This is a genomic window from Pseudomonas sp. MYb118 (genome assembly GCF_040947875.1).
In the GTDB taxonomy this organism is placed as follows: domain Bacteria; phylum Pseudomonadota; class Gammaproteobacteria; order Pseudomonadales; family Pseudomonadaceae; genus Aquipseudomonas.
On the sequence record NZ_JBFRXN010000002.1, the window covers coordinates 3056304 to 3081048 of the forward strand.

20 protein-coding genes and 2 tRNA genes are annotated in these 24745 nt (G+C 61.7%); 4 read left to right on the forward strand and 18 right to left on the reverse strand.

From position 1 onward, the window contains the following. Window positions 1–503: 503 nt before the first annotated feature. From ABVN20_RS19780 to ABVN20_RS19795, 4 genes are all read right to left on the reverse strand, one after another. On the reverse strand, window positions 504–1793 hold the full coding sequence (locus ABVN20_RS19780) for an AcvB/VirJ family lysyl-phosphatidylglycerol hydrolase (RefSeq protein ID WP_368557378.1): 1290 nt from the start codon (window positions 1791–1793) through the stop codon (window positions 504–506). Then, entirely contained in the window at window positions 1793–4435 is a 2643-nt protein-coding gene (gene mprF / locus ABVN20_RS19785; RefSeq protein ID WP_368557379.1) for a bifunctional lysylphosphatidylglycerol flippase/synthetase MprF, read from the reverse strand. Before mprF ends, ABVN20_RS19780 begins: the two co-directional genes overlap by 1 nt. Window positions 4436–4713: 278 nt before the next feature. Next, a tRNA-Met gene (locus tag ABVN20_RS19790) sits at window positions 4714–4790 on the reverse strand. A 195-nt stretch (window positions 4791–4985) separates the two neighbouring features. Continuing rightward, window positions 4986–5062, reverse strand: a tRNA-Met gene (locus ABVN20_RS19795). A 301-nt stretch (window positions 5063–5363) separates the two neighbouring features. On the opposite strand from ABVN20_RS19795, the gene dinB reads away from it, so the two are divergent. Next, window positions 5364–6425, forward strand: a complete 1062-nt coding sequence (gene dinB / locus ABVN20_RS19800; protein WP_368557380.1) for a DNA polymerase IV — start codon at window positions 5364–5366, stop codon at window positions 6423–6425. A 100-nt stretch (window positions 6426–6525) separates the two neighbouring features. Here dinB and ABVN20_RS19805 read toward each other — a convergent pair whose 3' ends face one another. The 4 genes from ABVN20_RS19805 to ABVN20_RS19820 form a co-directional block, all read right to left on the reverse strand. Beyond that, entirely contained in the window at window positions 6526–7479 is a 954-nt protein-coding gene (locus ABVN20_RS19805; RefSeq protein WP_368557381.1) for a hypothetical protein, read from the reverse strand. A gap of 17 nt (window positions 7480–7496) precedes the next feature. Then, the gene (locus ABVN20_RS19810; RefSeq protein ID WP_368557382.1) at window positions 7497–9212 is read right to left on the reverse strand and encodes a proline--tRNA ligase; all 1716 of its coding nucleotides are present in this window, start codon (window positions 9210–9212) and stop codon (window positions 7497–7499) included. Window positions 9213–9353: 141 nt separating this feature from the next. Then, window positions 9354–10913, reverse strand: coding sequence for an AmpG family muropeptide MFS transporter (locus tag ABVN20_RS19815; RefSeq protein WP_368557383.1), 1560 nt, complete (start codon window positions 10911–10913; stop codon window positions 9354–9356). Window positions 10914–10956: 43 nt separating this feature from the next. Further along, a complete protein-coding gene (locus ABVN20_RS19820) occupies window positions 10957–11310 on the reverse strand; it encodes an MGMT family protein (RefSeq protein WP_368557384.1) in 354 nt (117 codons plus the stop codon). A 163-nt stretch (window positions 11311–11473) separates the two neighbouring features. On the opposite strand from ABVN20_RS19820, the gene ABVN20_RS19825 reads away from it, so the two are divergent. Next, window positions 11474–12481 carry a DUF481 domain-containing protein gene (locus ABVN20_RS19825; RefSeq protein ID WP_368557385.1) on the forward strand — a complete coding sequence of 336 codons (1008 nt, stop codon included), beginning with the start codon at window positions 11474–11476 and terminating at the stop codon, window positions 12479–12481. Between the two features lie 119 nt (window positions 12482–12600). Here ABVN20_RS19825 and ABVN20_RS19830 read toward each other — a convergent pair whose 3' ends face one another. Then, window positions 12601–12810: a cold-shock protein gene (locus ABVN20_RS19830; protein ID WP_002554837.1), complete on the reverse strand. Its 210-nt coding sequence runs from the start codon at window positions 12808–12810 to the stop codon at window positions 12601–12603. Window positions 12811–13162: 352 nt separating this feature from the next. Between ABVN20_RS19830 and dcd the strand changes: the two genes are divergently transcribed. Then, window positions 13163–13729, forward strand: coding sequence for a dCTP deaminase (gene dcd, locus ABVN20_RS19835; protein WP_192302454.1), 567 nt, complete (start codon window positions 13163–13165; stop codon window positions 13727–13729). Window positions 13730–13833: 104 nt separating this feature from the next. Next, a complete protein-coding gene (locus tag ABVN20_RS19840) occupies window positions 13834–14043 on the forward strand; it encodes a hypothetical protein (RefSeq protein WP_017336784.1) in 210 nt (69 codons plus the stop codon). Window positions 14044–14160: 117 nt separating this feature from the next. On the opposite strand, the gene pdeM is transcribed toward ABVN20_RS19840, so the two are convergent. The 9 genes from pdeM to ABVN20_RS19885 form a co-directional block, all read right to left on the reverse strand. Further along, window positions 14161–14820: a ligase-associated DNA damage response endonuclease PdeM gene (pdeM, locus tag ABVN20_RS19845; RefSeq protein WP_368557386.1), complete on the reverse strand. Its 660-nt coding sequence runs from the start codon at window positions 14818–14820 to the stop codon at window positions 14161–14163. Further along, window positions 14820–17306 (reverse strand): ligase-associated DNA damage response DEXH box helicase, encoded by a 2487-nt coding sequence (locus tag ABVN20_RS19850; RefSeq protein WP_368557387.1) that lies wholly within the window; start codon window positions 17304–17306, stop codon window positions 14820–14822. The genes pdeM and ABVN20_RS19850 overlap by 1 nt, the downstream gene beginning before the upstream one ends. A 181-nt stretch (window positions 17307–17487) precedes the next feature. Then, complete coding sequence (locus tag ABVN20_RS19855; protein ID WP_368557388.1) at window positions 17488–18252, reverse strand: ABC transporter ATP-binding protein; 765 nt, start codon at window positions 18250–18252, stop codon at window positions 17488–17490. A gap of 13 nt (window positions 18253–18265) precedes the next feature. Further along, a complete protein-coding gene (locus ABVN20_RS19860) occupies window positions 18266–19384 on the reverse strand; it encodes a succinylglutamate desuccinylase/aspartoacylase family protein (RefSeq protein ID WP_368557389.1) in 1119 nt (372 codons plus the stop codon). A 9-nt stretch (window positions 19385–19393) separates the two neighbouring features. Beyond that, a complete protein-coding gene (locus ABVN20_RS19865) occupies window positions 19394–20104 on the reverse strand; it encodes an ABC transporter permease (protein ID WP_368557390.1) in 711 nt (236 codons plus the stop codon). Further along, window positions 20101–20829 carry an ABC transporter permease gene (locus tag ABVN20_RS19870; RefSeq protein ID WP_368557391.1) on the reverse strand — a complete coding sequence of 243 codons (729 nt, stop codon included), beginning with the start codon at window positions 20827–20829 and terminating at the stop codon, window positions 20101–20103. Before ABVN20_RS19870 ends, ABVN20_RS19865 begins: the two co-directional genes overlap by 4 nt. A gap of 57 nt (window positions 20830–20886) precedes the next feature. Beyond that, window positions 20887–21669, reverse strand: coding sequence for a transporter substrate-binding domain-containing protein (locus tag ABVN20_RS19875; RefSeq protein ID WP_368557392.1), 783 nt, complete (start codon window positions 21667–21669; stop codon window positions 20887–20889). Between the two features lie 354 nt (window positions 21670–22023). Continuing rightward, window positions 22024–23712 (reverse strand): ATP-dependent DNA ligase, encoded by a 1689-nt coding sequence (locus tag ABVN20_RS19880; protein WP_368557393.1) that lies wholly within the window; start codon window positions 23710–23712, stop codon window positions 22024–22026. Next, a complete protein-coding gene (locus ABVN20_RS19885; protein WP_368557394.1) occupies window positions 23709–24722 on the reverse strand; it encodes a ligase-associated DNA damage response exonuclease in 1014 nt (337 codons plus the stop codon). The genes ABVN20_RS19880 and ABVN20_RS19885 overlap by 4 nt, the downstream gene beginning before the upstream one ends. Window positions 24723–24745: the final 23 nt, after the last annotated feature.

Genomic DNA, 24745 nt, shown 5'->3' on the forward strand with positions numbered 1-24745 from the left:
GAGCCGCCCCATTCGTTTCCAAGCAAATGGGAGGCAGCTGTGCGCAGGTTGGAAACCGGGAGCTTAGGAAACCGGCACGTCCGAAGACGTCCCACGCACAGCCGCCATGACAGAAGATCGCAGACGCGAAGGTCTGTCGTCATGCAGGGCACGTTGTTGCTTAAGCTAGTCGGGTTTCCAAGCCCGATCGCTGAAACGTCAGCGACGAACCGAGACTATCCCGTCAAAAACAAGCGCAACAGACATCAAAGTGCCCAAAAAGCGAGATTCGGAGTTTGCCTACAAGGTCCGGGGGCGTCATCCGATATTTCGGTTTCTGAATAAATCAAACACAACAAAAAGCCCCCGCTGCCGAACTGGCAAACGGGGGCTTTTTGTTGTGCACATTCCTCTGTAGGAGCGAGCTTGCTCGCGATGGAGGCCCAGGCACCGCTGGGTGTCAGGTCGCCCTCGTTATCGTTGACGACCATCGCGAGCAAGCTCGCTCCTACAGGGGCGGGGGATTACTCTTCCGCCACCTTGGTCTGGCGCTTCTCGATGACTTCGATCAGGCGTTGGGCCAGTTTCGGGTAGTTTTCGTCGAAGTGGTGGCCGCCGGGCAGTTTGATCGCTTCGCCCACGGCGGTTTTGTCGGTGCAGCCGCTTTCGTCGGTTTCTTCTTCGCCGTAGATGCACACCACTTTTTCAGCGGGCAGCTTGGCCATTTCCGGGCCGGTGGCGGCTTCTTTGCCGGCGTTGCCGAGCCAGCCTTCGACTTCGATTTCGAAGCTGCCGGTGCGGGCGAAGGCCAGCAGGATAATTGCATCAACGCGCTGCTGCTCGGACTCGGGCAGGCGGTTGTAGATGGCCGGCAGGACGTCGGCGCCGAACGAGTAGCCGGTCAGGATGAAGCGCTTGGTGCCCCATTTCTGCCGGTAGTGCTGCATCAGTTCGGTGAGGTCCAGGGCGCTTTGCTCCGGGCTCTTGTGCTGCCAGTAATAGCGCAGGGTGTCGATGCCGACCACCGGGTAGCCGATCTTGGCCATTTCGCCGGCCACGTCGCGGTCCAGGTCACGCCAGCCGCCGTCGCCGGAGAGGAACAGGGTGACGGTGTCTTTTGCCTGGCCGGCCGGCACTTCGACCACCGGGATCTGCAGGCCACCGGCTTCCTTGTCGCCGCCGACGAGGATTTTGCGCAGTTCGTTGTTCAGCACTTGCGGCAGGTTGATGTCGTAGTCGCTGATGCTGGTTTCGGCGTTCGGTTGATCGCGCACGAAGCCCGCGCTGGCGTCGTCCGGGTTGTCGTTCCAGGCCACCAGCCAGTGGCCGTGGGAGGCGCTTTTTGGCAGCAGGTGGGTGCAGCCGGGTTTTTCCAGGGCCAGGTCCACGGATACGGCCTGGGCCTTGTCGTCTTTCTGTTCCGCCAACCAGCGCCAGGCCAGCACCGCGCCCGGGCCGATGCCGCTGACCAGGGTCGCCGGGCCCTTGAGCTCGCGCAGGCCGGTTTGCAGGGCACGGCTCTGCAGCAGGCATTCCGTGGGCAGGATCACCTGGACGATCTGCGCCGATGCACTGCGGCTGAGGGTGGTCAGTTGCTTGTCGTTGAGTTTCTGCTCTTCGGTGACCGCCACCAGCACTTGTGCGCGTGGCGTCTTGCCGGGGATGACACGGGTCAGGACGGTGCCGTCAGCCGCGGTCAGTTGTTCGAGGGTCGGTTCCGGTGCCGGGCGTTTGAGGTACCAGTATCCGCCACCGAGGATCAGGGCCAGCACGATCAGCGTGCCCAAAACGTAGCGCAAGGAGCGTTGAATCATCAGCGTTTCACCAATCCAGTCAAGCCGCCCGCAATCAGGGCAGCAGTGTCGGCCAGGGCTACCAGCGGATCGAGTCCGGCCGGTACGGCCATATAACGGGGTTCCCAGTCAGGCTGGAACTTGTCTTTGAAGCGGCGCAAGCCTTGGAAGTTGTAGAGCTGCTCACCACGGCGGAAGACCATCGAGCCCAGGCGCTGGGTCAGCGGTGCACCGCGACGGGGTTGCAGCCCCGATAGTGGCACCATGCCCAGGCTGAAACGCGCGTATCCGTGACTCTTATAATGTTGGATCAGGCCGACCATCATGAACTCCATGGTCAGCTTGGGGGCTTCGGGGTGCGCGCGCATCAGGTCGAGGCTGGCCAGGTCATGGCCGTAGGTCTCGAGCAGGTTGGCGAACGCCACCGGGCGCCCTTCGAAGCGAATCACCGCGATGCGGAAATGTTTGAGGTAGTCATCGCTGAAACGGCCGAGGGAGAAGCCTTTCTCGCGTACGTTCTTGCCGGTCAGCCAGGCATCGGAAATCACCTTGAGCTCATCCATCGGCGCCTGTCCCGGCTCGAAGATCTCCAGCGACAGGCCGTCGCGGGTGCCTCGGTTCCAGGTGTAGCGCAGGTCCTTCATCTCCTTGCCCTTGGCTTCGAGATCGAAGCGCTGCAGATCGACCCGGGCTTCTTCGCCGAGCTTGATCGCGGTCAGGCCGATGTCCATGTAGTACGGCAGGTTCTCCGCACGCACCTGGTAGAACACCGGGCGGGCGTGGTGGATGTCGCACAGGTCGCGGAACTGCCAGATCATTTCCGCCCGTTGCTGGGCCGGGCCGATCGGGTCGTACAGTGCCACCAGGCTGCGCCCGCGCCGGGCGTACATCAGGAACGCCTCGTCGTTGGGGTGGAACAGCAGCGCCTTGTCGCCGGTCAGGGCCAGGCCGCCGTCCGGTTGCGCCGAGGCCATGAGGATCTTGTGCGCGCGCTCCAGTTCTTCGGCGGTTGGCAGATGAATCACCGGGCGTGCGGTGCGCAGCAGCCAGGTCAGGGAGACGATCATCAGCAACACGGCAGCGCCGAGCAGCGAGCGCAAGCCGCGTGGGGCATCGGCGTCGAGGGTGAACTGCCACCACAGCTGATGGCTGTATGGCACGTCCTGGTAGGCGAACAGCAGCAACCAGATCGACGCGCCCAGTACGCACAGGCTCGCCACCAGAAACAGCGGCGAAAACGGCAGTTCGGTCAGGCGGCTCGGGCGGTAGAACGAACGCCGGAACACGCCGAGCAGGGCGGCCGTCAGGGTCATCAGGCTGGCTTCTTCCCAGTCGAAACCCTTGAGCAGCGAGAGCACCGCGCCCACCAGCAGTAAAATGGTGGTCAGCATCCAGGCGGCGGACAGGCGCCGACGCAGGCCCTGGGCCAGCAGCAGGCAGAGCACGCCCACCAGGCTGGCGCCGAAGTGCGAGGCGTCAACCAGGCGATGGGGGATCAGAAAACCGATGTGTTCCAGGCGCGTGTCGATTTCCGGGGTCACGCCGGAGAACAGCAGGACCACGCCGGACAGGAACACCAGCACCGCCAGAATCGGCGCGGCCAGGCCGGAGGCGGCGCGCAGGCTTTGCCGGGTCTGGAACAGGCGCTGGCCTTCGTTGATCAGCAGCAGCACGCTGGCCACCAGCAAAGGCAGGATCACATAGATCAGGCGGTAGAGCAGCAGGGCGGCGGCCAGCGGCGCGGCGCCCAGTTTGTCGGCGAAGGCGGCCAGCAGGATCGCTTCGAACACGCCGACGCCACCGGGAACGTGGCTGAGTACACCCGCGGCCAGCGCCAGCAGGTAGACCAGCAGGAACGCACCGAAGGGCGGCGCTTCCGGCAGCAACAGATACAGAACGGTCGCGGCGGCGGCCACGTCCAGGGCGGTGATGATCAGTTGCAGGAAGGTCAGGCGGCGGCCCGGCAGGCGCAGGGTGCGGCGACCGATCTTGACCAGCAGGCTGTCCAGAAAAGGTTGCTCTGGCAGCCGACGCCGATAGATGCCGACCACCAGCACGCCGAACAGCAGCAGGACAGCAGCGGCCACGGTGCCCAGCAAGGCCTGGGACAGACCCAGTGCGGCGGAGGCGGCGGGCAGGTTACTGAGTGTGGCCAGCGCCGCCAGCGGTGGCAGGGCGCAGCCCAGGGACAGGCTGGCGAACAAGGTCATGCGCGCGACTTCTGCCGCGCCCAGGCCATGACGCGCATACAAACGGTAGCGGACCGAGCCGCCAGACAGCATCGACAGCCCGATGGCATTGCCGATGGCGAAGGCCGTAAACCCGCCGAGGGCCAGAACACGGGGTGTCAGGGTCGCGCCGGCATATTGGCTGGCCGACCATTCGTAACCCAGGAGGATGATGAAGCCGACCACGGTTGCCGCGAATGCGCCCAGCAAGGCCGGTTTCGGCACTTCCATGATCGAGTCGTGCAGCGCGTACAGGTCAAGTTCGCTCAGGAGGTGGCGACAGGCAATCAGCGCAATCGCGAACAGCAGCAGGGTGACCGCCAGGCCGATGGGTTGGCGGTACTTGCTCACCAGATCAAGCACGCGCAGACGCTCGGCCTTGATAGGTTGTGTCGCTGTGACGGGGTCTTGTGGATCAGACGAGTTGGCGCGCATCAATCACCTCTTGGATTGTGCGCGACAGGATGGGGGTATCCAGCCAAGTAACCAATCCCTGTAGAAAAAAATAATCACAAATTTTAACGCTTCTCACCGACACACGGCGATGGCGAATCTTCTGTCGTCGCGCGTTCGGTCTGCGAATCAGCATAGTCTGATCTCGACGGTTTGTTGCGAGCGAACGCATCACAGCAGAATGACAGGTCATTGTTGCGAAAGGACTTTTTCAACAGACACAAAAAAGGCCACTCTTTCGAGTGGCCTTTCTTGATGTTTGGTTGCGGGAGCCGGATTTGAACCGACGACCTTCGGGTTATGAGCCCGACGAGCTACCAGGCTGCTCCATCCCGCGTCTGTGAGGCGGCATTCTACAGGCGAACGACAGGGTGTCAACCGTTAATGCAGTGCAGGGTCAAATAAGTGGTGAAAAGCGGCAAACCGTCGCAGCTGATGACATAAGTTTCGGAATCGAAACGATTTCTCATTCAGCCTGAAAAACAGACGCGCAAAAAAAAGGCCACTTTTTCAAGTGGCCTTTTTCGATATCTGGTTGCGGGAGCCGGATTTGAACCGACGACCTTCGGGTTATGAGCCCGACGAGCTACCAGGCTGCTCCATCCCGCGTCTGATGGGCGGCATTCTACAGGGGATTGTGACAGTGTCAACCTTCCTTCCGGATAAAACCCGTTTTGCTTCAATTGGTTAGGTTGAGCACACGCACCTGTAAATGGCTGCGGGGCAGGTGGGATAAGGCTTTCAGCTCTATTGTTGGACAGTTTTCGATTGAAAAAATAAATTTATCTTCACGTTTCCTACCGGCTGGAAAGAACATTCAGACTACTGGTGCTATATACAGTTGTCGGTGAGATACTAGCGATCTTGTTGGCTTTTCATCCTTTTCCTTCGCCATGAACACTGCTTTCCCATGACCCAGCGAAAAATCATCCACGTCGATTGTGACTGCTTCTATGCCGCCATCGAAATGCGTGACGACCCGCGCCTGGCCGGCAAACCGTTGGCGGTGGGTGGGTCGGCGGACCGCCGTGGAGTGATCGCCACCTGCAACTATGAGGCCCGCGCCTACGGCGTGCGCTCGGCGATGTCGTCGGGGCATGCCTTGAAGCTGTGCCCGGACCTGACCATCGTCAAGCCGCGGATGGACGCCTACCGCGAAGCGTCGAAGGAAATTCACACGATCTTTCGCGATTACACCGACCTGATCGAGCCGCTTTCGTTGGACGAAGCCTACCTCGATGTCTCGGACAGCGCGCACTTCGGCGGCAGCGCCACGCGCATCGCCCAGGACATTCGCCGGCGCGTGTCCAACCAGTTGCACATCACGGTCTCGGCCGGTGTCGCGCCCAACAAGTTCCTGGCCAAGATCGCCAGCGACTGGAAGAAACCCAACGGTCTGTTCGTCATCACCCCCGATCAGGTCGAAGACTTCGTCAGTGGGTTGCCCGTCAGCAAGCTGCACGGCGTCGGCAAGGTGACAGCCGACAAGCTGGGGCGCCTGGGCATTGCCGACTGTTTACAACTGCGCGAATGGGACAAGTTGTCTCTGGTGCGTGAGTTCGGCAGTTTTGGCGAGCGACTCTGGAGCCTGGCCCGTGGGATTGATGAGCGGCTGGTGCACAACGACAGTCGGCGGCAGTCAATCAGTGTCGAAAACACCTACGACACGGATTTGCCCGATTTGAAGAGCTGCCTGGAAAAGTTACCTGAACTGATGGAAACCCTGGCCGGGCGCATGGCGAGGATCGACAGCAGCTATCGACCGGGCAAGCCGTTCGTCAAAGTGAAGTTTCATGATTTCACCCAGACCACCATGGAGCAGGCCGGGGCAGGGCGGGACCTTGGCAGTTATCAGTTACTGCTGACCCAGGCGTTCAACCGCGGTGGCAAGCCGGTGCGGTTGCTGGGGATCGGGGTGCGGCTGGAGGATTTGCGGGGTGGGTTCGAGCAGATGGAGTTGTTTGAGCGGTAGATTTGCGCTGCTCTTCGGGGTCTCATCGCGGGCAGGCCCGCTCCTACAGGAGATTGGTGAAACCTGTAGGAGCGGGCTTGCCCGCGATGTTTTTCAGTGGTTAGTTAACCCCCGGATCCGCCACCAACCGCCCACCATCCTTGGCCAGCGACTTCATGAACTCGGACTGCAACTCGGGATCGTTGCGGGTCAGTTCGATCAGGCTCTGCTCCAGTTCGCTGGCTTCTTCTTCCAGACCCAGCTCCGACAGACGTTTGACCCGGTGTACCCACTGGCTCACTTCGCCGTCTTCGAGGTCGTCGTAGATCAGCCCGTGGGCTTCGAGCAGTTTGCCGCGCAACGAGCTGCTGACCGCCAGGGTCGAGTCCGTATGCACGTCGTCCTTGCCGTCTTCTACGCGAATCAGCAGGCGGCTCAGATGGTTGATGTCACGTTCGGCGAACGGGCTGTCCAACAGGTTCAGGCGCAATACGCCGTTCTTGTCGGTGCTCAGCTCGAAGGTTTCCTTGCCGGCCTTGACCTCCACCGGACGCTCGCTCCATGGCAGGCTCGAGTATTCGGTGCGCTTGTCGAGCTGAACTTCGTCGATGCCGGCAAGGTTCTGCTGCGAACGACCATTGGACGGGACGTTCATGAACGGGTTGAGCCCGGCAATGCCGTAACTGAACCAGTCCCTGGTCACGCTATCGGGCAGGTTGCCGAGGGCGAACACATTGACCACGTTCGCGCCGACACCGGCCACCACGGCCACCGCGCCCAACGGGATCTCGTAGATCTCCCGCCAGGGCTGGTAAGGCGTATAGCGGTCGTAATGCCGCGTCACTTCGAACTCGGTGACTTCGAAGGTTTTCTGCTCGTGGATCTTCACCCGACGTTGTGGCAGCTCAAGCACCTTGGGCTCACCGACGTCGATCTGCAGGCGGTGGTCGAGCAGTTTGCGCTCGACCCGCTCCTCGTGCTCGCTGCGTTGCGACATGTGGTTGGCACAGCCGCTGACCAGCAGGGCGCCGCACAGGGCGGCGCCACCGAGGCCTAAGGTGTTTCGCTTGAACATGACGTCTCTATCTGGTTTCAGCGGCGGATACGGGCCTGAAGGAACGACAGTACGTCAGCGACCGGCAGCGCTTGCGGCTCGGCCTCGGTACGGCTCTTGTATTCCAGGTTGCCTTCGGCAAGCCCGCGGTCGCTGACCACGATCCGGTGCGGAATGCCGATCAGCTCCATGTCCGCGAACTTGATGCCCGGGCTGGTTTTCTTGTCGCGGTCGTCCAGCAGCACTTCGAAGCCGGCAGCGGTCAGCTCTGCATACAGCTTGTCGGTGGCTTCGCGAACCTGCTCGGTTTCGTAGCGCAATGGCACCAGGGCGATCTGGAACGGCGCCAGGGTGTCGCTCCAGATGATGCCCTTGTCGTCGTTGTTCTGCTCGATGGCGGCGGCGACCACGCGGGACACGCCGATGCCGTAGCAACCCATTTCCAGGGTCACTGGCTTGCCGTTCTCGCCCAGCACTTCGCACTTCATCGCCTTGCTGTACTTGTTGCCCAGCTGGAAGATGTGCCCGACTTCGATGCCGCGCTTGATTTCCAGGGTGCCCTTGCCGTCCGGGCTTGGGTCGCCGCTGACCACGTTACGCAGGTCGGCCACGGTCGGAACCGGCAGGTCGCGCTCCCAGTTCACGCCGAAGTAGTGCTTGTCGTCGATGTTCGCGCCAATGCCGAAGTCGCTCATCAGCTCGACGGAGCGGTCGATGATGATCGGCAGTGGCAGGTTCAGCGGGCCGAGGGAACCAGCGCCGGCGCCAATGGCGTCGCGCAGTTCGGCATCGCTGGCCATGACCAGGGGACTGGCTACGCCTGGCTGGTTGGCCGCCTTGATTTCGTTGAGCTCGTGGTCGCCACGGATGATCAGGGCGATCAGCTTGCCTTCTTCCTCGGCGTGCACGATCAGGGTCTTGATGGTCTTTTCAATCGGCAGATTGAATTTTTCCACCAGCGCGGCAATGGTCTTGGTGTCCGGGGTGTCGACCAGGCGCAGCTCTTCGGCAGGCGCAGGGCGCGAGGTTTCCCGTGGCACGGCCTCGGCCTTCTCGATGTTCGCCGCGTAGTCGGAACCGTTGCTGAAGACGATGTCGTCTTCGCCGGACTCGGCCAGCACGTGGAATTCGTGGGAGCCGGCGCCGCCGATGGAGCCGTTGTCCGCTTCAACCGGGCGGAATTTCAGGCCCAGGCGGGTGAACACGTTGCAGTAGGCCTGGTGCATGCGGTCGTAGGTGACCTGCAGCGAAGGCTGGTCGGCGTGGAACGAATAGGCGTCCTTCATGATGAATTCACGGCCGCGCATCAAGCCGAAGCGTGGGCGGATTTCGTCACGGAACTTGGTCTGGATCTGATACAGATTGATCGGCAGCTGCTTGTAGCTGCTCAGCTCGTTGCGCATCAGGTCGGTGATCACTTCTTCGTGAGTCGGGCCGGCGCAGAAGTCGCGCTGGTGGCGATCCTTGAAGCGCAGCAATTCAGGGCCGTACTCTTCCCAGCGACCGGATTCCTGCCACAGCTCAGCCGGTTGGGTGCTCGGCATCAACACTTCCAGAGAACCCGCGGCGTTCATTTCTTCACGAACGACGGCTTCGACCTTGCGCATCACTCGCAAGCCCATCGGCAGCCAGGTGTACAGGCCCGAGGCGAGTTTGCGGATCATGCCGGCGCGCAGCATCAGCTGATGGCTGATCACGACCGCGTCGGAAGGCGTTTCTTTCTGTGTGGCAAGCAAAAATTGACTAGTGCGCATGGTTGGCCGCTATCGAATGCTGATGACGAGAAATGACGGGGCATTGTACGGGCGAGTTCCGCTGGCGTACAGGCGTGCGGTCGCTGGTTTGGCCGGCGGGCGGGAATGTCCGCGCCCGCCGGGCTTTGCCGGGTAAAGGCCTCAGGACTCTTCCGCGACTTGCGTGGGAGCGGGCTCGGGCGTCGGTGTCGGGCCTTCGCGGCGGCTTTCCTGGAACCAGTGCAAGGCGATCAGCACCAGCGTCGGGACACCGAGCAGGGCCGTGATCAGGAAGAAATTGTGGTAACCGAATTTTTCCACCATGACCCCCGAGTAGCCGCCGATCAGGCGCGGCAACAGCAGCATGATCGAGCTGAGCAGGGCGTATTGGGTCGCGGAGAACTTGAGGTTGGTCAGGCTCGACAGGTAGGCGACGAACGCCGAGGTCGCCAGGCCCGAGCTGAAGTTGTCCAGGGAGATGGTCAGAATCAGCATGTTCAGGTTGGCGCCCATGTCGACGAGCATCAGGAACAGCAGGTTGGTGGCCGCGGACGCTGCGCCGCCGATGAACAGGATCGGCAGGATGCCGAAGCGCACGATCAGCAGGCCGCCCATGCCGGCGCCGACCAGGGTCATGATCAGGCCGAAGATTTTGCTGACGCTGGCGATCTGATCCTTGGTGAAGCCCTGGTCGATGTAGAAGACGTTGGCCATCACCCCCATCACCGTGTCCGACATCCGGTACGTGGCGATCAGGCCGAGCAGCAGCAGCGCCTGCCAGCGGTAGCGCAGGATGAAGTCGTTGACCGGCGTCAGCACCGGCGCCAGGCCGCGCCGGCCCATGGACGACAGGCACAGGGCGGTGAGCGTGATGTAGAGGATGGCGCGCAGGAACGCGCGATCTTCGAGCAGCAGGTCGAGCAGGCTGACCCCGCCGAACAGCACGCTGGCGAAATCGGTGTTGTACAGCTGGGTGAACGTCGCCGGTACCGACACCAGCAGCACGATCAGCACGAACACCGAGGCCAGTTGATGCACGAAGGTGTAGCGCCCGGCCTGCAATTGCGTGCGCAGCGGTACCGGCGGTTCGCGCATGAACAGCGACGTCAGCAGTGCAGGCACCATCAGCACGCCGAACAGCAGGTAAGTGCCGGCCCACGCCGAATGCTTGTAATTGAAACCGGTGGAGCCAAAGCCTTCGGCGAAATACAGCGCGCCGGCCGTCGCCAGCAGCGCTGCGACCCGGTAACCGGACATGTAGCTGGCGGCGAGGGCGGCCTGCCGGCTGTCGTCGGCGATTTCCAGGCGATAGGCATCCACTGCGATGTCCTGGGTGGCCGAGGCGAAGGCGACGACCACCGCAATGGCGATCAACCAGGACAGGTGTTTTTGTGGATCACAGAAACCCATGCCGATCAGGCCCAGGATCACCAGTGCCTGGGACAGCACCAGCCATGAGCGACGTCGGCCGAGCTTGCCGAGCAATGGCAGGCGCCATTGGTCGAGTAACGGCGACCACACCCATTTGAAGGCGTAGGCCAGACCGATCAGGCTCGCATAGCCGATGGTTTCGCGAGCCACACCGGCTTCACGCAACCAGACCGAAAGTGTCGAAAACACCAGCATGTAAGGCAGGCCGGCGGCGAAACCAAGCAACAGCAGCACAAGTGTCGAAGGGCTGGCATAGGCAGCAAGCGCGGCGCGCCAGGTTTTACGGGGCATGGGCTGAAGTCTGCCTCAAAATTTCGGAAACAAAGCGCGCACTCTAACCGCTGTGCTCTACCGGACGCCAGCCATGGCGCTGAATATCAACACGATTGTTGAGGACGCTGATGCCTTCCTCGCGTAATCGGGCGCGCTGCTCGTCACCCGACGGGCTGCCTGCCGGAAGGCTGATTCTGCCGCCGGCGCCGAGTACCCGGTGCCAGGGCAGTTTCGTGTCGCCGGGCAGTTGGCTCAGGGTTCGGCCGACCCAGCGCGCCGCGCGCCCCAGGCCCGCCAGTTCGGCAAGCTGACCATAGCTCACGACTTTGCCCTCGGGTACCTGCGCCAGGGTCAGATAAAGCGCCGTGCGTCGGATTTGCGCGGGGCTTTCGGTTTCGGCGGTGGGATCGCTCACGTCGGGTTTCCTGAAAATGTTCGCATCACCGTTCGTAGGGTAAATCCTCGATTGGCAATTGAGAAATGAACTCAATAGAAATCGTCGTGTCAGTCGTTGCTAGGGTCTTATTCCTACGGATAATGCCGACTTTTTTTCGCAAACTTGAGCCTTTATTTTGCTTATGGTTTCCAGAACTCTGCTGTGCCTCGCTGTCCTCGGTGTTTCCACGCCCCTGCTCGCCGATACCGTCTGGCTGAAGAACGGTGACAAGCTGAGCGGCAAGATCACCCTGTTCGATGGCGGCAAACTGCTGATCCAGACCGAATATGCCGGCGCGGTGCCGATCGACTGGAAACAGGTGAAAACCCTGGAAAGCGACCAGGAACTCTTGGTCAAGCAGGACGCCTACACCGGTGAGAAAGCCAAGTCGCTGCATTCGGCGGAAGACGGCAAGGTCACCCTGGCCAACGGCGAGGCGCCCAAGACCGTCGAGCTGGCGAGTATCCAGCAGATCCTCAAACCCAAGCCGGTGGTCGAGGATCTGGTGTGGAAGGGCAACATCGACGCGGCGCTGGATTACCAGCGGGCGGAGAAAGACACCGACGACTACGACATCGACTTCAAGACCACGGCCCGTCACGGTCGCTGGCGTCACATCGCCGAAGGCGAGTACAACCGCGAATTCCAGGACGACGTGGTGACCACCGACAACTGGCGCGCCGAGTACTCCCTCGACCGCTTCCTGACCGACAAATGGTTCTGGCAGGGCCGGCTGGTGTACAAGCGCGACAAGGTCGAAGAGCTGTCGCGTCAGCGCACGGTCGGTACCGGTCCGGGTTACCAGTTCTGGGATGACGAACTGGGGGCGTTCTCGCTGGGCTCGCTGCTCAACCGCACGGACTACGAGTTCGACGATGGCAGCAAGGAGAACTTCTACTCCGTGGCCATGAAGTGGGACTACAACCGTTACCTGATTGGCAAGAAGGTCGAGTTCTTCACCAACGGCGAAATCGGCAAGCCGCTGTCCGGCGTGGCCGAGTATGCATTGGATTCAGAGGTGGGCCTGCGCTACAAGGTGACGGACTGGGCTTCGCTCAACATCAAGGCCGAGCGTGACATCATTGATGGCACCAATGACGCGGACCTCGACAAGACGCGTTACACCGCAGGTTTTGGTGTGACCTGGTAAGGCATACCGCGCAGAAAAATCGCGGCCCTGGGGTCGCGTTTTTTTTGCCTGGCAAAAACAGCCGGGCACAAAAAAGCCCCGCTGTTGAGGGCGGGGCTTTTTACTAAAGCAAGGACAAGTTAGATAACTTGTACTTCTTCAGCTTGCATGCCTTTCTGACCGCGAGTAGCGATGAAAGAAACCTGTTGGCCTTCTTTCAGGCTTTTGAAGCCGTCGGATTGGATAGCTTTGAAGTGAACGAACAGGTCGTCACCGGATTGTGGGGTGATGAAGCCGAAGCCTTTTTCATCGTTGAACCACTTAACGGTACCGGTTTGGCGATTAGACATGGTGTAACTCCTTGAACAAAGATGACTGCGACTCAGGAAGAACCCTGGCCGAGACTGAGTGCAAAGAGCAGGAAAAATTCTTATTGATGGTTGGATCGAAATTCAACATATCGTGCAGAGATTCTCAGTGACACAAGCAACACAGTGGCGCCACCTTAACCCTTTTTCCAGAACGTGCCAATGCTTCTTGCGAAGGTTTCTCGGTTTTCGTGACTGACGGTGGTTTGTACCCTCTACAAGCCGCGTATTTTGTGGAGGATCGCCGAGATTTGCGCCCGGACTTTGAACCCTGGGCGCGGCCCCGGTAAGATGCCGGACAGATTTTTCACCCTCGCTATTTCAGGACATCGCCATGAGCATCAAATCGGACAAGTGGATTCGCCGCATGGCGCAGGAACACAACATGATCGAGCCTTTCGTCGAGCGCCAGGTGCGCGGCGAGAGCGACAGCCGAGTGATCTCCTTCGGCGTGTCCAGCTATGGCTACGATGTGCGTTGCACCAACAAATTCAAGGTGTTCACCAACATCAATTCGGCCATCGTCGATCCGAAGAACTTCGACGCCGGCAGCTTCGTCGACATCGAAAGCGATGTCTGCATCATCCCGCCGAACTCCTTCGCGCTGGCCAGCACCGTCGAGTACTTCCGCATCCCGCGCAACGTCCTGACCATCTGCCTGGGCAAGAGCACCTATGCCCGTTGCGGCATCATCGTCAACGTCACCCCGCTGGAACCGGAGTGGGAAGGCCACGTGACCCTGGAATTCTCCAACACCACCAACCTGCCGGCGAAAATCTACGCCAACGAAGGCGTGGCGCAGATGCTGTTCCTGGAATCCGATGAAGAGTGCGAAGTGTCCTACAAGGACCGTGGCGGCAAGTACCAGGGCCAACGCGGCGTGACCCTGCCACGCACCTGATCCATTCATCCAGGTCGCGGGAATTCCTGAGCGGGTAGACACTCTATTGGGTGTACTGCCCGGTCCGCGCACAGCGGGCGGGGCCTTTGCTCAGGAGTGCTGCAATGAAGATCGATCCGCGAATAAGTGCCGAACTGGCAAGGCTTGAGCCCAATCAGGTTGGCGTCCTGGCCTGGTCCTTGTTGGCACATCCTCCCATCAGCATGGCAGGGGGCATCCCCGGTCAGCCTGATCCTGATACTCCCAACGAACAACCCACCGAGCCGGGCGAACCGACGCTGCCCGACGAGCCGCCGCCAGCGCCTGTGGCGTAGCCGCACCGTTCCTGTAGGAGCAGCCGGTCGACGCTCGATTGCTCGCGATGCGGAGTGTCAGTCGATTGGGAAATGTCTGACGGATCGCTATCGCGAGCAAGCTCGCTCCTACAGGGGTTAGGTGCTTACAGGCCAAATCTCGTTATCGCCGATGACGAATATCCTGCACCGCTCATCCCGTTCCACCTGATACCCCCCGGTAAAAGCCCCGAACGCCGGCAGCAGGCTGACGCGTTCGCCAAAGCGAAAACACGCCAGCCGCAGGCTTTGCCTGCCCCGACCATGCAGCCGATACACCGGATGCACATGGCCGGCCAGCACATGTCGGGTGGGATGCGGTTCGGGTTCGTGTTGCAGGGCGAACGGGCCCAGCAGCAGCGGTTCGGGCACCACGCGAATGTCGAGGGACGCCGGCGGGTCGCCCGCCCGTTTGTCGTGGTTGCCGCGAATCAGCGTCATGGGCAGGTCGCGGTGCCGCGCGCGCCACGCCGCCAATGCGTTAAGCGTGGCACTGGCGTGGGAGCCGGGGCCGTGGAGGAAATCACCGAGGAAAATCAGTTGCCGGCAGGGTAGGGCCGCCAGTAATCCGTCGAGTACGGCAATGTTGCGGGTGGTGGTGCCCTGGGGCACCGGCTGGCCGAGGCTGCGATAGGCGGCGGCTTTACCGAAGTGGACGTCGGCGATCAACAGGGCCTGTTGTGTCGGCCAGTACAGGGCCTTTTCCGGCAGCAGCCACAATTCTTCGCCAGCCAGTCGAATGGGGTAGGGCGTATTCATCAGGCTTTCCCGGTTTCGGCGGTTTTCTCAAGGTCGCTGACCATGCGTCTGATTCGGTCGGCGAGTTTTTCCGAACTCATGCTTTCGCGCATGCGCTCGACCAATAGTGGAAAGCCCAGTGGTGTAGGGCGTTTGACCGAGTGCACGTCGAGTCGCAGTCGGCTGATGTGGGCCAAGGTCTGTTCCAGTCGATCAATATCCAGTTCGTTTCGCAGGACTTCTTCCCCCGCCTGAGCCAACAACAGGTTGTCGGCGTCGTATTGTTTGAACACTTCGAAGAACAGGCCGCTGGAGGCCTGGACCTGGCGGGTACTTTTCGGGGCGCCGGGGTAGCCGGCGAACACCAGCCCGGCGATCCGGGCGATTTCACGAAAGCGGCGCAGCGCCAGTTCGCCGGCGTTGAGGCTGGCGAGTACATCGTTCAACAAATGCTCGGGGCTCAGCAATTCGGGGCCCAGCAGACTCGGCCAATCCACGTAAGTCGCGCTGAGCAACTCCAGGCCGTAATCGTTGACTGCGATGGAGAATGTCACCGCCTGCCGCTGGCTGACGCGCCAGGCCAGCAGGCTCGCCAGCCCAAGGTGCACTTGGCGCCCGGCAAAGGGGTAGAGGAAAAGATGCCAGCCTTCGCGGGACTTAAGGGTCTCGGCCAGCAGGCTGTTCGAGGTCGGCAACCCGGACCAGCGTTGCTGCACCGCCAGCAAGGGGCGCAGCGCTTGCATTTCCGCGCCGCTGAATTCGCCCTGCGCCGCGGCACTGAAACGTGCAACCACCGCCTGCGCCAGTTCGTTGGAAAGCGGCATGCGTCCGCCGTTCCAGCGCGGCACCGCGGCTTTCTTCACCGTGCTGCGCTTGACGTAAGCCGTCATGTTTTCCACGCGCACCAGTTCCAGCAGGCGACCGGCGAACAGAAAGCCGTCACCGGGCTTGAGGCGGGCGATGAAACCTTCCTCGACACTGCCCAACTGCTTGCCGCCACCGCCCTTGCTCCAGAACTTCAGGTGGATGCTGGCGTCGCTGACAATCGTGCCGACGCTCATGCGATGACGGCGGGCCAGTCGTGCATCCGGTACGCGCCAGATGCCCTGTTCATCGGGCTCGACACGGCGATAGTCCGGATAGGCTGTCAGGGAAAGCCCTCCATGGCGTACGAAGGCCAGCGCCCAAGCCCAGTCTTCATCGGTGAGGTCACGGTAAGCCCAGGCCGTGCGCACTTCTTCGTACAGCTCATCGGGCACAAACCCACCACCCAAGGCCATGCTGACCAGGTGCTGGACCAGCACATCCAGCGGTTTGTGCGGCGATTCGCGTGGCTCGATGCGCCGCTGCGCCACGGCGTCCTGTGCCGCCGCGGCTTCGATCAACTCCAGGCTGTGGGTCGGGACCAACGTCACCCGTGACACCCGCCCCGGAGCGTGCCCGGAACGACCGGCGCGCTGCATCAGGCGCGCCACGCCCTTGGCCGAGCCGATTTGCAGCACCCGCTCGACCGGCAGGAAGTCCACGCCCAGATCCAGGCTCGAAGTGCAGACCACCGCCTTGAGCTGGCCGTCCTTGAGTGCCCGCTCCACCCAGTCGCGGGTCTCGCGGGACAACGAGCTGTGATGCAGGGCAATCAGCCCGGCCCAATCGGGGCGAGCGTCGAGCAGGGCCTGGTACCAGATTTCCGATTGCGCGCGGGTGTTGGTGAACACCAGGCTGCTGGGGCTCGACTCCAGCTCTGCGACCACTTGCGGGAGCATTTTCAAACCGATGTGCCCGGCCCAGGGAAAACGCTCGATGGCTAGCGGCAGCAGGGTGTCGACCAGCAAGGTCTTGCTGCTGTGACCCTGCACGCTGATGCCATCACCCTGTGGGATCAGCACCTGTTCGGCGTGGGCCTGATTACCCAGGGTCGCGGAAATGCCCCACACGATCAGGTGCGGATTCCAGCGCCGCAGTCGGGCGAGGGCCAGTTGCAGTTGCACACCGCGTTTGTTGCCGAGCAGTTCATGCCACTCGTCGACCACTACCATGCGCAAGGTCGATAGCGCGGTTTGCGCATCGCTGCGGGCCAGCATCAGGGTCAGGCTTTCCGGGGTCGTGATCAGCGCCGTGGGCAGTCGCCGACTTTGGCGCGCGCGTTCGCTGCTGCTGGTGTCGCCCGTGCGCAGGCCGACATTCCATGGGATCTGCAAGTCTTGCAGAGGGGCTTCCAATGCTCGCGCCGTGTCGGCGGCCAGGGCGCGCATCGGTGTGATCCACAGCACGGTGAGCGGTGCGGCCGGCGGTTTGCGTTTGCGTGGTGTCGGCTCGGGCGAAAGGGTGTTGGCAAAACGATTGAGGGCGGCGAACCACACCGCATAGGTTTTACCGGCACCGGTGCTGGCGTGCAGCAACCCCGAGTGGCCCTGCCTGACGGCGGCCCACACCTGTTTCTGAAAGGCGAACGGCTTCCAGCCGCGAGCGGTGAACCAGTGCTTTGCGTAGTCGGGGGAGGTTCCCATGCCGGCGGTGTGTGCTCTGGAGGTGTTCTTTCAGAGACCGCGGGGGGTGGATGGAGGTTCTACTTAACTGCAGGAACCCTGTAGGAGCGAGCTTGCTCGCGATAGCGGTGTGTCAGACATTTCAAGGGAGACTGACACTCAGCTATCGCGAGCAAGCTCGCTCCTACAGGGTGGGCGGTGTTTATTTCAAATTACCGCTGAGAAACTGCTTCAACCGTTCACTCTTCGGATTGCCCAGCACTTCTTCCGGCGCGCCTTCTTCCTCGACCAGCCCCTGGTGCAGGAACAGCACCTGGTTGGAGACTTTGCGGGCGAAGCTCATTTCGTGGGTGACCATGATCATGGTGCGGCCTTCTTCGGCCAGGCCCTGGATCACCCGCAACACTTCGCCGACCAGTTCCGGGTCGAGGGCCGAGGTCGGTTCGTCGAACAGCATCACTTCCGGTTCCATGGCCAGGGCGCGGGCAATGGCTACCCGTTGCTGCTGGCCGCCGGACAGGAACGCCGGGTATTGGTCCGCCACCCGTGCGGCCAAGCCGACCTTGTCGAGGTAGCGGCGGGCACGTTCCTCGGCCTCCTGCTTGCTGCATCCCAGCACCCGGCGCGGGGCCATGGTGATGTTTTCCAGCACGGTCATATGGCTCCACAGGTTGAAGTGCTGGAACACCATGGCCAGGCGCGTGCGAATCCGTTGCAGTTCATCGGCGTCGGCCACGTGCATGCCGTGGCTGTCCTTGACCATGCGGATGTTCTGACCGTCCAGGGTCATGGCGCCGTCGTTGGGCTGTTCGAGAAAGTTGATGCAGCGCAGGAAGGTACTCTTGCCCGAGCCGCTGGCGCCGATCAGGCTGATGACGTCGCCGGTGTTGGCCTTGAGCGAAACACCTTTGAGCACCTCATGATCGCCATAGCTTTTATGCAGGCCTTCAATGGTCAGTTTGTACATGGAGCAGGCATCCTCAAGGCGAAAGTAGGTAACCGCTGCGATAGGCTTCGGTGCCGGCGACATGGGCGATCACCATGCCGGCAGTGGCCATGCGCCGCAGCGAGCGGGCGTACATCAGCCCGGCGATGGAGCAATGAACGGGAGTCACGCGATCGGTGATCGGGTCGATGATCTCGGCGATCAGTTGCCCGGCTTCCAGGTACTCCCCCGGCATTGCGGTGAACACCAGCAGACCGCCCACCGGCGTCGCCACCGGTTCCACGGCCGCCAAAGGCGTGGCGGGATACGGCAGCTCCGGCAGGGGCAGCGGTTCGCCGGCGATGGCACCGAAATGAATCAGGTAATCGAGCAGCGCCTGGCAGTCCAGGCTGGCCAGCGGGTGATTGACGTCGCCCTGGCCGCGCAGTTCGACGGTCACGCTGAAGCTGCCCAGTGGAATATCGAAGTGCTCGCCGAAGCGCTCCTTCAATTGCCACCACAGCAAGGTAAAACACTCGTCGAACGACTGGCCGCCAGAGTCGGTGGCCAGCAGGCTGGCTTCGGAACCGATGTAGCGCGCCAGCGGTTCGACCTGCGGCCAGGCTTCTGGCGTGGTGTACAGGTGCGCGACCGCTTCGAAGTCGCAATGCAGGTCCAGCACCATGTCGGCGTCGCAGGCCAGCCGTTGCAGGGCCAGACGTTGCGATTGCAACTGGGTGCCGGCGGTCTGGCGTGCCAGGGCATTGCGCAGGCTGCTGCGGATCAGTTCGAGGTTGTGCTGCGGATCGTGGCTGAGTTGGCTCTCGATTTCATTGCCGACTTCTTCACTCAGGTCGACGAACCAGCGGTTGAAGTTCTGCCCGCTTTCCAGTTCGTAGCGGCCCAATGGGACGTCCATCAGGATCTGTTCGAGGCCCACCGGGTTGGCCACCGGCACCAGCACGATTTCACTGCGCAGGCGTCCGGCGGCTTCGAGTTCCGCCAGGCGTTGCTTGAGGTGCCAGGCCACGAGCATGCCGGGCATTTCATCGGCGTGCAGCGACGCCTGGATGTAGATCTTGCCGTTGGCCGCCTGCGGGCCGAAGTGGAAGCTGTGAATCTGGCGTGCAGTCCCCGGCAGCGGGGCCAGCAGGTCATGGATCTGGTGGCGCATGTGTGGTTCCTAGTGGGTCGGCCCGAGAAAGGCCAGCCATCGGCGTTCGGCGAGGCGGAACAGGCCGACCAGCGTAAAGGTGATAGCCAGGTAGATCAGCGCGGCGATGCCGAACGACTGGAAGGTCAGGAAGGTCGCCGAGTTGGCGTCCCGCGCGACCTTGAGAATGTCCGGGATGGTCGCGGTGAAGGCCACGGTGGTCGAGTGCAGCATCAGGATCACTTCGTTGCTGTAATACGGCAACGAACGGCGCAGCGCCGACGGCATGATCACGTAGGCGTACAACTTCCAACCGGTCAGCCCATATGCCTTGGCCGCTTCGACTTCGCCGTGGTTCATGCTGCGGATCGCCCCGGCGAAGATCTCCGTGGTGTAGGCGCAGGTGTTCAGGGCAAAGGCGAGGATGGTGCAGTTCATCGCATCGCGAAAGAAGCTGTCGAGCAAGGGTTGCTCGCGCACGGCGGCCAGGCTGTAGATGCCGGTGTAGCAGATCAGCAACTGAATGTAGAGCGGCGTGCCGCGGAACAGGTAGGTGTAGAACTGCACCGGCCAGCGGATGTAGAAGTGGCTGGATACCCGGGCGATGGACAGCGGAATCGAGACGATGAAGCCGAAGAAAATCGACGCGCTGAGCAGCCACAGGGTCATGGCCAGGCCGGTGATGTTCTGGCCGTCGCTATAAAGGAAGGGTCGCCAGTATTCCTGCAGGAGTTCGATCATCGTACGGCCTCCCGTGTGCCGGCGGCGTAGCGACGTTCCAGCCAACGCAGAATGAAGTTCGAAACACTGGTGATCACCAGGTAAATCAGGGCGGCCAGGACCAGGAAGTAGAACAGTTGGTAGCTGCTCTTGCCGGCATCCTGCGCGGCCTTGACCAGGTCGGCCAGGCCGATGATCGACACCAGCGCGGTGGCCTTGAGCATCACCATCCAGTTATTGCCGATGCCCGGCAGGGCGTAGCGCATCATCTGCGGGAACACCACGATCCAGAAACGCTGGCCGCGTTTGAGCCCGTAGGCGATGGCCGCTTCGACCTGGCCCCGTGGGACGGCGAGGATCGCGCCACGAAAGGTCTCGGTGAAATACGCGCCATAGATGAAGCCCAGGGTCAGGACCCCGGCGCTGAATGGGTTGATTTCGATGTATTCCCATTCCATGTAATCGGTGAAGGAGGTCAGCCAGGTTTGCAGGCTGTAGAAGATCAGCAGCATCAGGACCAGGTCCGGAACGCCACGAATCAGCGTGGTGTAGCACTGGGCAGGCAAGCGCAGCAGTTTGACTTTTGACAGCTTGGCACTGGCGCCGAGCAGGCCGAGCAACACGGCCACCAGCAGCGAGGCCGCTGACAATTTGATGGTCATCCAGGTGCCTTCCATCAGCAAAGGACCGAAGCCCTTGAGGCTGAAGGCAGAGAGCCCCAGACTTTGTAAGAGGTTTTCGAACATAAATCAGCAACCTGATCGGAAGAAAAAAGCGCCCATCGCGAGATGGGCGCCCAGGCATTATTTGCCGCTGTACAGGTTCAGATCGCCAAAGTGTTTCTTCTGAATGGTGGCGTAGGTGCCATCATCGTGTAACGCTTTGATACCTTTATCCAAAAGCGCCTTCAGCTCGGTGTTACCTTTCTTAATGCCGACAGCGGTTTTGGAAGGCAGCAGTTCGCTGTCCACCGGCTCGCTGACTGCGTAGTCAGCACCTTGCGGGGACTTCAGGAAGCCCAGTTCGGCTTGCAGCATGTCCTGGATCCCGGCGTCGAGGCGGCCGGAAGTCAGGTCGGCGTACACCTGGTCCTGGTTCTGATAGGCCTGGGTTTTCACGCCAGCCTTGTCCAGCACGGCTTTGGCATAGGCTTCCTGGATGGTGCCTTGCTCGTAGCCGACGGTTTTACCCTTGAGCGAAGCGACGTCCGCGGTGATGTTTGCACCCTTTTTGAACACCAGGGCGGTCGGGCCGGAGAACAGTTCGCTGGAGAAGTCGATGACTTTTTCGCGGGCCGGGGTGACGGTCATCGACGAGATCACGCCGTCGAATTTGTTGGCCTTGAGGCCGGGAATCATGCCGTCGAAATCGCTTTCGACCCACTTGCACTTGACCTTCAGCTCGGCGCAGATCGCGTTCCCCAGGTCGATATCGAAGCCCACCAGGTTGCCGTCGGCCGCTTTCGACTCGAATGGCGCGTAGGAAGGGTCAACACCGAAACGCAATTCCTTGTATTCCTTGGCCAGCGCGGAGCCAGCAGTAACGCACAACGCCAGTGCAGACAGGGTCAGCAATGCTTTTTTCATTATTCAATCCCTAAGAACCAATATGAGCGCTTGTGGCGCAGAATTATTGTTACTGGTAAGCGTAAGACGTAATGAAAGTAGCAATTTCCGAACCAGAGTGCCGAACAAGCGTTTAAACGGGTTTCAAGAAATTACCGGAAGCGATTAGTGCACGAAAATGGGCATCGTGAATAGGGTGCACTGTTTTGGGATTTCGGGAACGCTGGACCTGTGCAATTCACTCACTGTGGGAGCGAGCCTGCTCGCGATGATCGTCAACGATGACGCGGTCTGTCTGACGACCCATCGCGAGCAGGCTCGCTCCCACAGGTTGTGTAATCCCACAGGTTTTTGAATGCATTAGTGCAGGGCCATTCAGGCCAACAAATCCTGCAACGTCCCCAGGTTATCGGCCTCGTCGACGGTCTTGTCCTGCCGCCAGCGCAGCATGCGCGGGAAGCGTACGGCGATGCCGCTCTTGTGGCGCTTGGACAGGGCGATGCCTTCGAAACCCAGTTCGAACACCAGGCTGGGTTTCACGCTGCTGACCGGGCCGAACTTCTCGACGGTGGTCTTGCGCACGATGCTGTCGACCTGGCGCATTTCCGCGTCGGTCAGGCCCGAATAGGCCTTGGCAAAAGGCACCAGGTTACGTTCGCTGGCGCCGGGCGGAGCGTCCCACACGGCGAAGGTGTAGTCGCTGTAGAGGCTGGCCCGGCGTCCATGCCCGCGCTGGGCATAGATCAGCACCGCGTCGACGCTGAACGGGTCGACTTTCCATTTCCACCAGGTGCCCATGTCTTTGGTGCGGCCCACGCCATACAAGGCATCGCGAGCCTTGAGCATCATGCCCTCGACGCCAAGGCTGCGGGACGCTTCGCGCTGGCGGGCGAGGTCGAACCAGTCTTCGCCTGTGAGTACGGGGGAGGGCAGCAGCACCGGGTTGTTGCAGCGGGCGATGACTTGCTCCAGTTGCGCGCGGCGTTTGGCTTGCGGCTGGTTGCGCCAGTCTTCGCCCTGCCACTCCAGCAAGTCGTAGGCGAGGATCACCACCGGCACATCCTCGAGGATTTTCTTGCCCAGGGTCTTGCGACCGATGCGCTGTTGCAGCAGGGCGAACGGCTGCACGGCAGGTGCTGTCGACGCCCTTGGATCGAATGCGTCTTCGGTGCTCGGCTGCGCCGTCTTCCAGGCGACGATCTCGCCGTCGATCACCGTCCCGTCGGGCAGGCCGTGAATCAGGCTGTCGAACTCGGGAAAACGCTCGGTCACCAGCTCTTCACCGCGCGACCACACCCACAGCCTGCCTTCGCGCTTGACCACCTGGGCGCGGATGCCATCCCACTTCCATTCCACCTGCCACTGGCTGGCCGGTCCCAGCAGGCTTTCGAACTGTTCCACCGGTTGCGACAGCGCATGGGCGAGAAAAAACGGATAAGGCTGGCCGCCGCGCTGGGCATGTTCATCGCTGGATTCGGCGGCGATCAGCTTCAGGTAACTGGCCGCGCTCGGACGGTTGGACAGGTCGGTGTAGCCCACCAGCCGCTGGGCCACGCGTTTGCTGTCCAGTTCAGCCATCGCCGCCAGTGCACGGGTCACCAGCAACTTGGACACGCCGACGCGGAAACTGCCGGTGATGAGTTTGATGCACAGCATCAGGCTCGGGCGATCCAGTTGCGACCACAGCGCGGGCAGGCGGTCGGCGAGTATCTCCGGGGTTTCGCCGCGAAGTGGCAGCAGCTTGTCTTCGATCCATACCGCCAGTCCGTCGGTGGAGCTGTGGGACGTTTCGGGCAGGACCAGCGAGATGGTTTCCGCCAGATCGCCGACTGCCTGGTAACTCTCTTCGAACAGCCACGGCGACAGACCGGAATACGCCACGGCCAGCTCACGCAGGATGCGCACCGGCACCAGTTGCCGAGGCCTCCCGCCGGACAGAAAGTACACCGCCCAAGCCGCATCCTCCGGCGCGGCCTGGGCGAAGTAGCGTTGCATCGCTGCCAGCTTCGCGTTGCTCGAGGTGGTGGCATCAAGGTCTGCATACAACTCGGCAAAGGCCTTCATGACGGTACCTCTGTCTGTTCTTCTTCATCGTCGCCGTATTCGGTGTTGAACCCCTGGGCGTCGAGACCCTGTTCGCGCAAATGACGCACGAGCACACCAATCGAGCCATGGGTCACCATGACCCGCTCGGCGCCGGTCTGCTCGATGGCCCATAGCAGGCCGGGCCAGTCGGCGTGGTCGGATAACACGAAACCGCGATCCACGCCGCGCCGGCGTCGCGTGCCGCGCAGGCGCATCCAGCCGCTGGCAAAAGCATCACTGTAGTCGCCGAAGCGGCGCATCCAGGTACTGCCACCCGCCGAAGGGGGCGCCAACACCAGGGCCTTGCGCATGCGCGGGTCGGACTTTTGCACCTCGCCGGCGTACAGAGTGGACGGGATATGGATTCCGCCTTCGCGATAGACCCGGTTCAGTGGTTCGACGGCACCGTGCACCAGGATGGGACCGAGGCTGGCGTCGATGCCGTGCAGAATTCGCTGTGCCTTGCCGAACGAATAGCAGAACAGCACGCTGGCCTTGTCCTCGGCGGCATTGGCTTGCCACCACTGATTGATCTCGGCGAAGACCTCGGCCTGGGGCTGCCAGCGATAGATCGGCAGGCCGAAGGTCGATTCGGTGATGAAGGTGTGGCAGCGCACGGGTTCGAACGGGGCGCAGGTGCCATCGGGTTCGATCTTGTAATCCCCCGAGGCCACCCACACTTCGCCGCCGTATTCCAGGCGCACCTGGGCCGAACCGAGTACATGGCCGGCGGGATGAAAACTCAGGGTAACGCCGTGATGCTGCAAGCGTTCGCCATAGGCCAGGGTTTGCAGGTTGATGTCCTGGCCCAGGCGCGCACGCAGGATGCCCTCGCCGGGTGCCGCGGCCAGGTAGTGCTGATTGCCGCTGCGGGCGTGGTCGCCGTGGGCATGGGTGATGACCGAACGCTCGACCGGCCGCCACGGGTCGATGTAGAAATCCCCGGCCGGGCAGTACAAACCTTCAGGACGTGCGATGACAAGGTCCATGGCGTGATCACAATGGAAGACTT

Bases quoted from the DNA above. Each gene is read 5' to 3' on its own strand.
- ABVN20_RS19855 (WP_368557388.1), bottom strand. From the start codon at position 18,252: ATGTACAAACTGACCATTGAAGGCCTGCATAAAAGCTATGGCGATCAT.
- ABVN20_RS19885 (WP_368557394.1), bottom strand. From the start codon at position 24,722: ATGGACCTTGTCATCGCACGTCCTGAAGGTTTGTACTGCCCGGCCGGG.
- ABVN20_RS19810 (WP_368557382.1), bottom strand. From the start codon at position 9,212: ATGCGCACTAGTCAATTTTTGCTTGCCACACAGAAAGAAACGCCTTCC.
- ABVN20_RS19805 (WP_368557381.1), bottom strand. From the start codon at position 7,479: ATGTTCAAGCGAAACACCTTAGGCCTCGGTGGCGCCGCCCTGTGCGGC.
- dcd (WP_192302454.1), top strand. From the start codon at position 13,163: ATGAGCATCAAATCGGACAAGTGGATTCGCCGCATGGCGCAGGAACAC.
- ABVN20_RS19875 (WP_368557392.1), bottom strand. From the start codon at position 21,669: ATGAAAAAAGCATTGCTGACCCTGTCTGCACTGGCGTTGTGCGTTACT.
- ABVN20_RS19840 (WP_017336784.1), top strand. From the start codon at position 13,834: ATGAAGATCGATCCGCGAATAAGTGCCGAACTGGCAAGGCTTGAGCCC.
- pdeM (WP_368557386.1), bottom strand. From the start codon at position 14,820: ATGAATACGCCCTACCCCATTCGACTGGCTGGCGAAGAATTGTGGCTG.
- ABVN20_RS19880 (WP_368557393.1), bottom strand. From the start codon at position 23,712: ATGAAGGCCTTTGCCGAGTTGTATGCAGACCTTGATGCCACCACCTCG.
- ABVN20_RS19830 (WP_002554837.1), bottom strand. From the start codon at position 12,810: ATGTCTAATCGCCAAACCGGTACCGTTAAGTGGTTCAACGATGAAAAA.
- ABVN20_RS19780 (WP_368557378.1), bottom strand. From the start codon at position 1,793: ATGATTCAACGCTCCTTGCGCTACGTTTTGGGCACGCTGATCGTGCTG.
- ABVN20_RS19825 (WP_368557385.1), top strand. From the start codon at position 11,474: ATGGTTTCCAGAACTCTGCTGTGCCTCGCTGTCCTCGGTGTTTCCACG.
- ABVN20_RS19865 (WP_368557390.1), bottom strand. From the start codon at position 20,104: ATGATCGAACTCCTGCAGGAATACTGGCGACCCTTCCTTTATAGCGAC.
- mprF (WP_368557379.1), bottom strand. From the start codon at position 4,435: ATGCGCGCCAACTCGTCTGATCCACAAGACCCCGTCACAGCGACACAA.
- ABVN20_RS19850 (WP_368557387.1), bottom strand. From the start codon at position 17,306: ATGGGAACCTCCCCCGACTACGCAAAGCACTGGTTCACCGCTCGCGGC.
- ABVN20_RS19815 (WP_368557383.1), bottom strand. From the start codon at position 10,913: ATGCCCCGTAAAACCTGGCGCGCCGCGCTTGCTGCCTATGCCAGCCCT.
- ABVN20_RS19860 (WP_368557389.1), bottom strand. From the start codon at position 19,384: ATGCGCCACCAGATCCATGACCTGCTGGCCCCGCTGCCGGGGACTGCA.
- ABVN20_RS19870 (WP_368557391.1), bottom strand. From the start codon at position 20,829: ATGTTCGAAAACCTCTTACAAAGTCTGGGGCTCTCTGCCTTCAGCCTC.
- dinB (WP_368557380.1), top strand. From the start codon at position 5,364: ATGACCCAGCGAAAAATCATCCACGTCGATTGTGACTGCTTCTATGCC.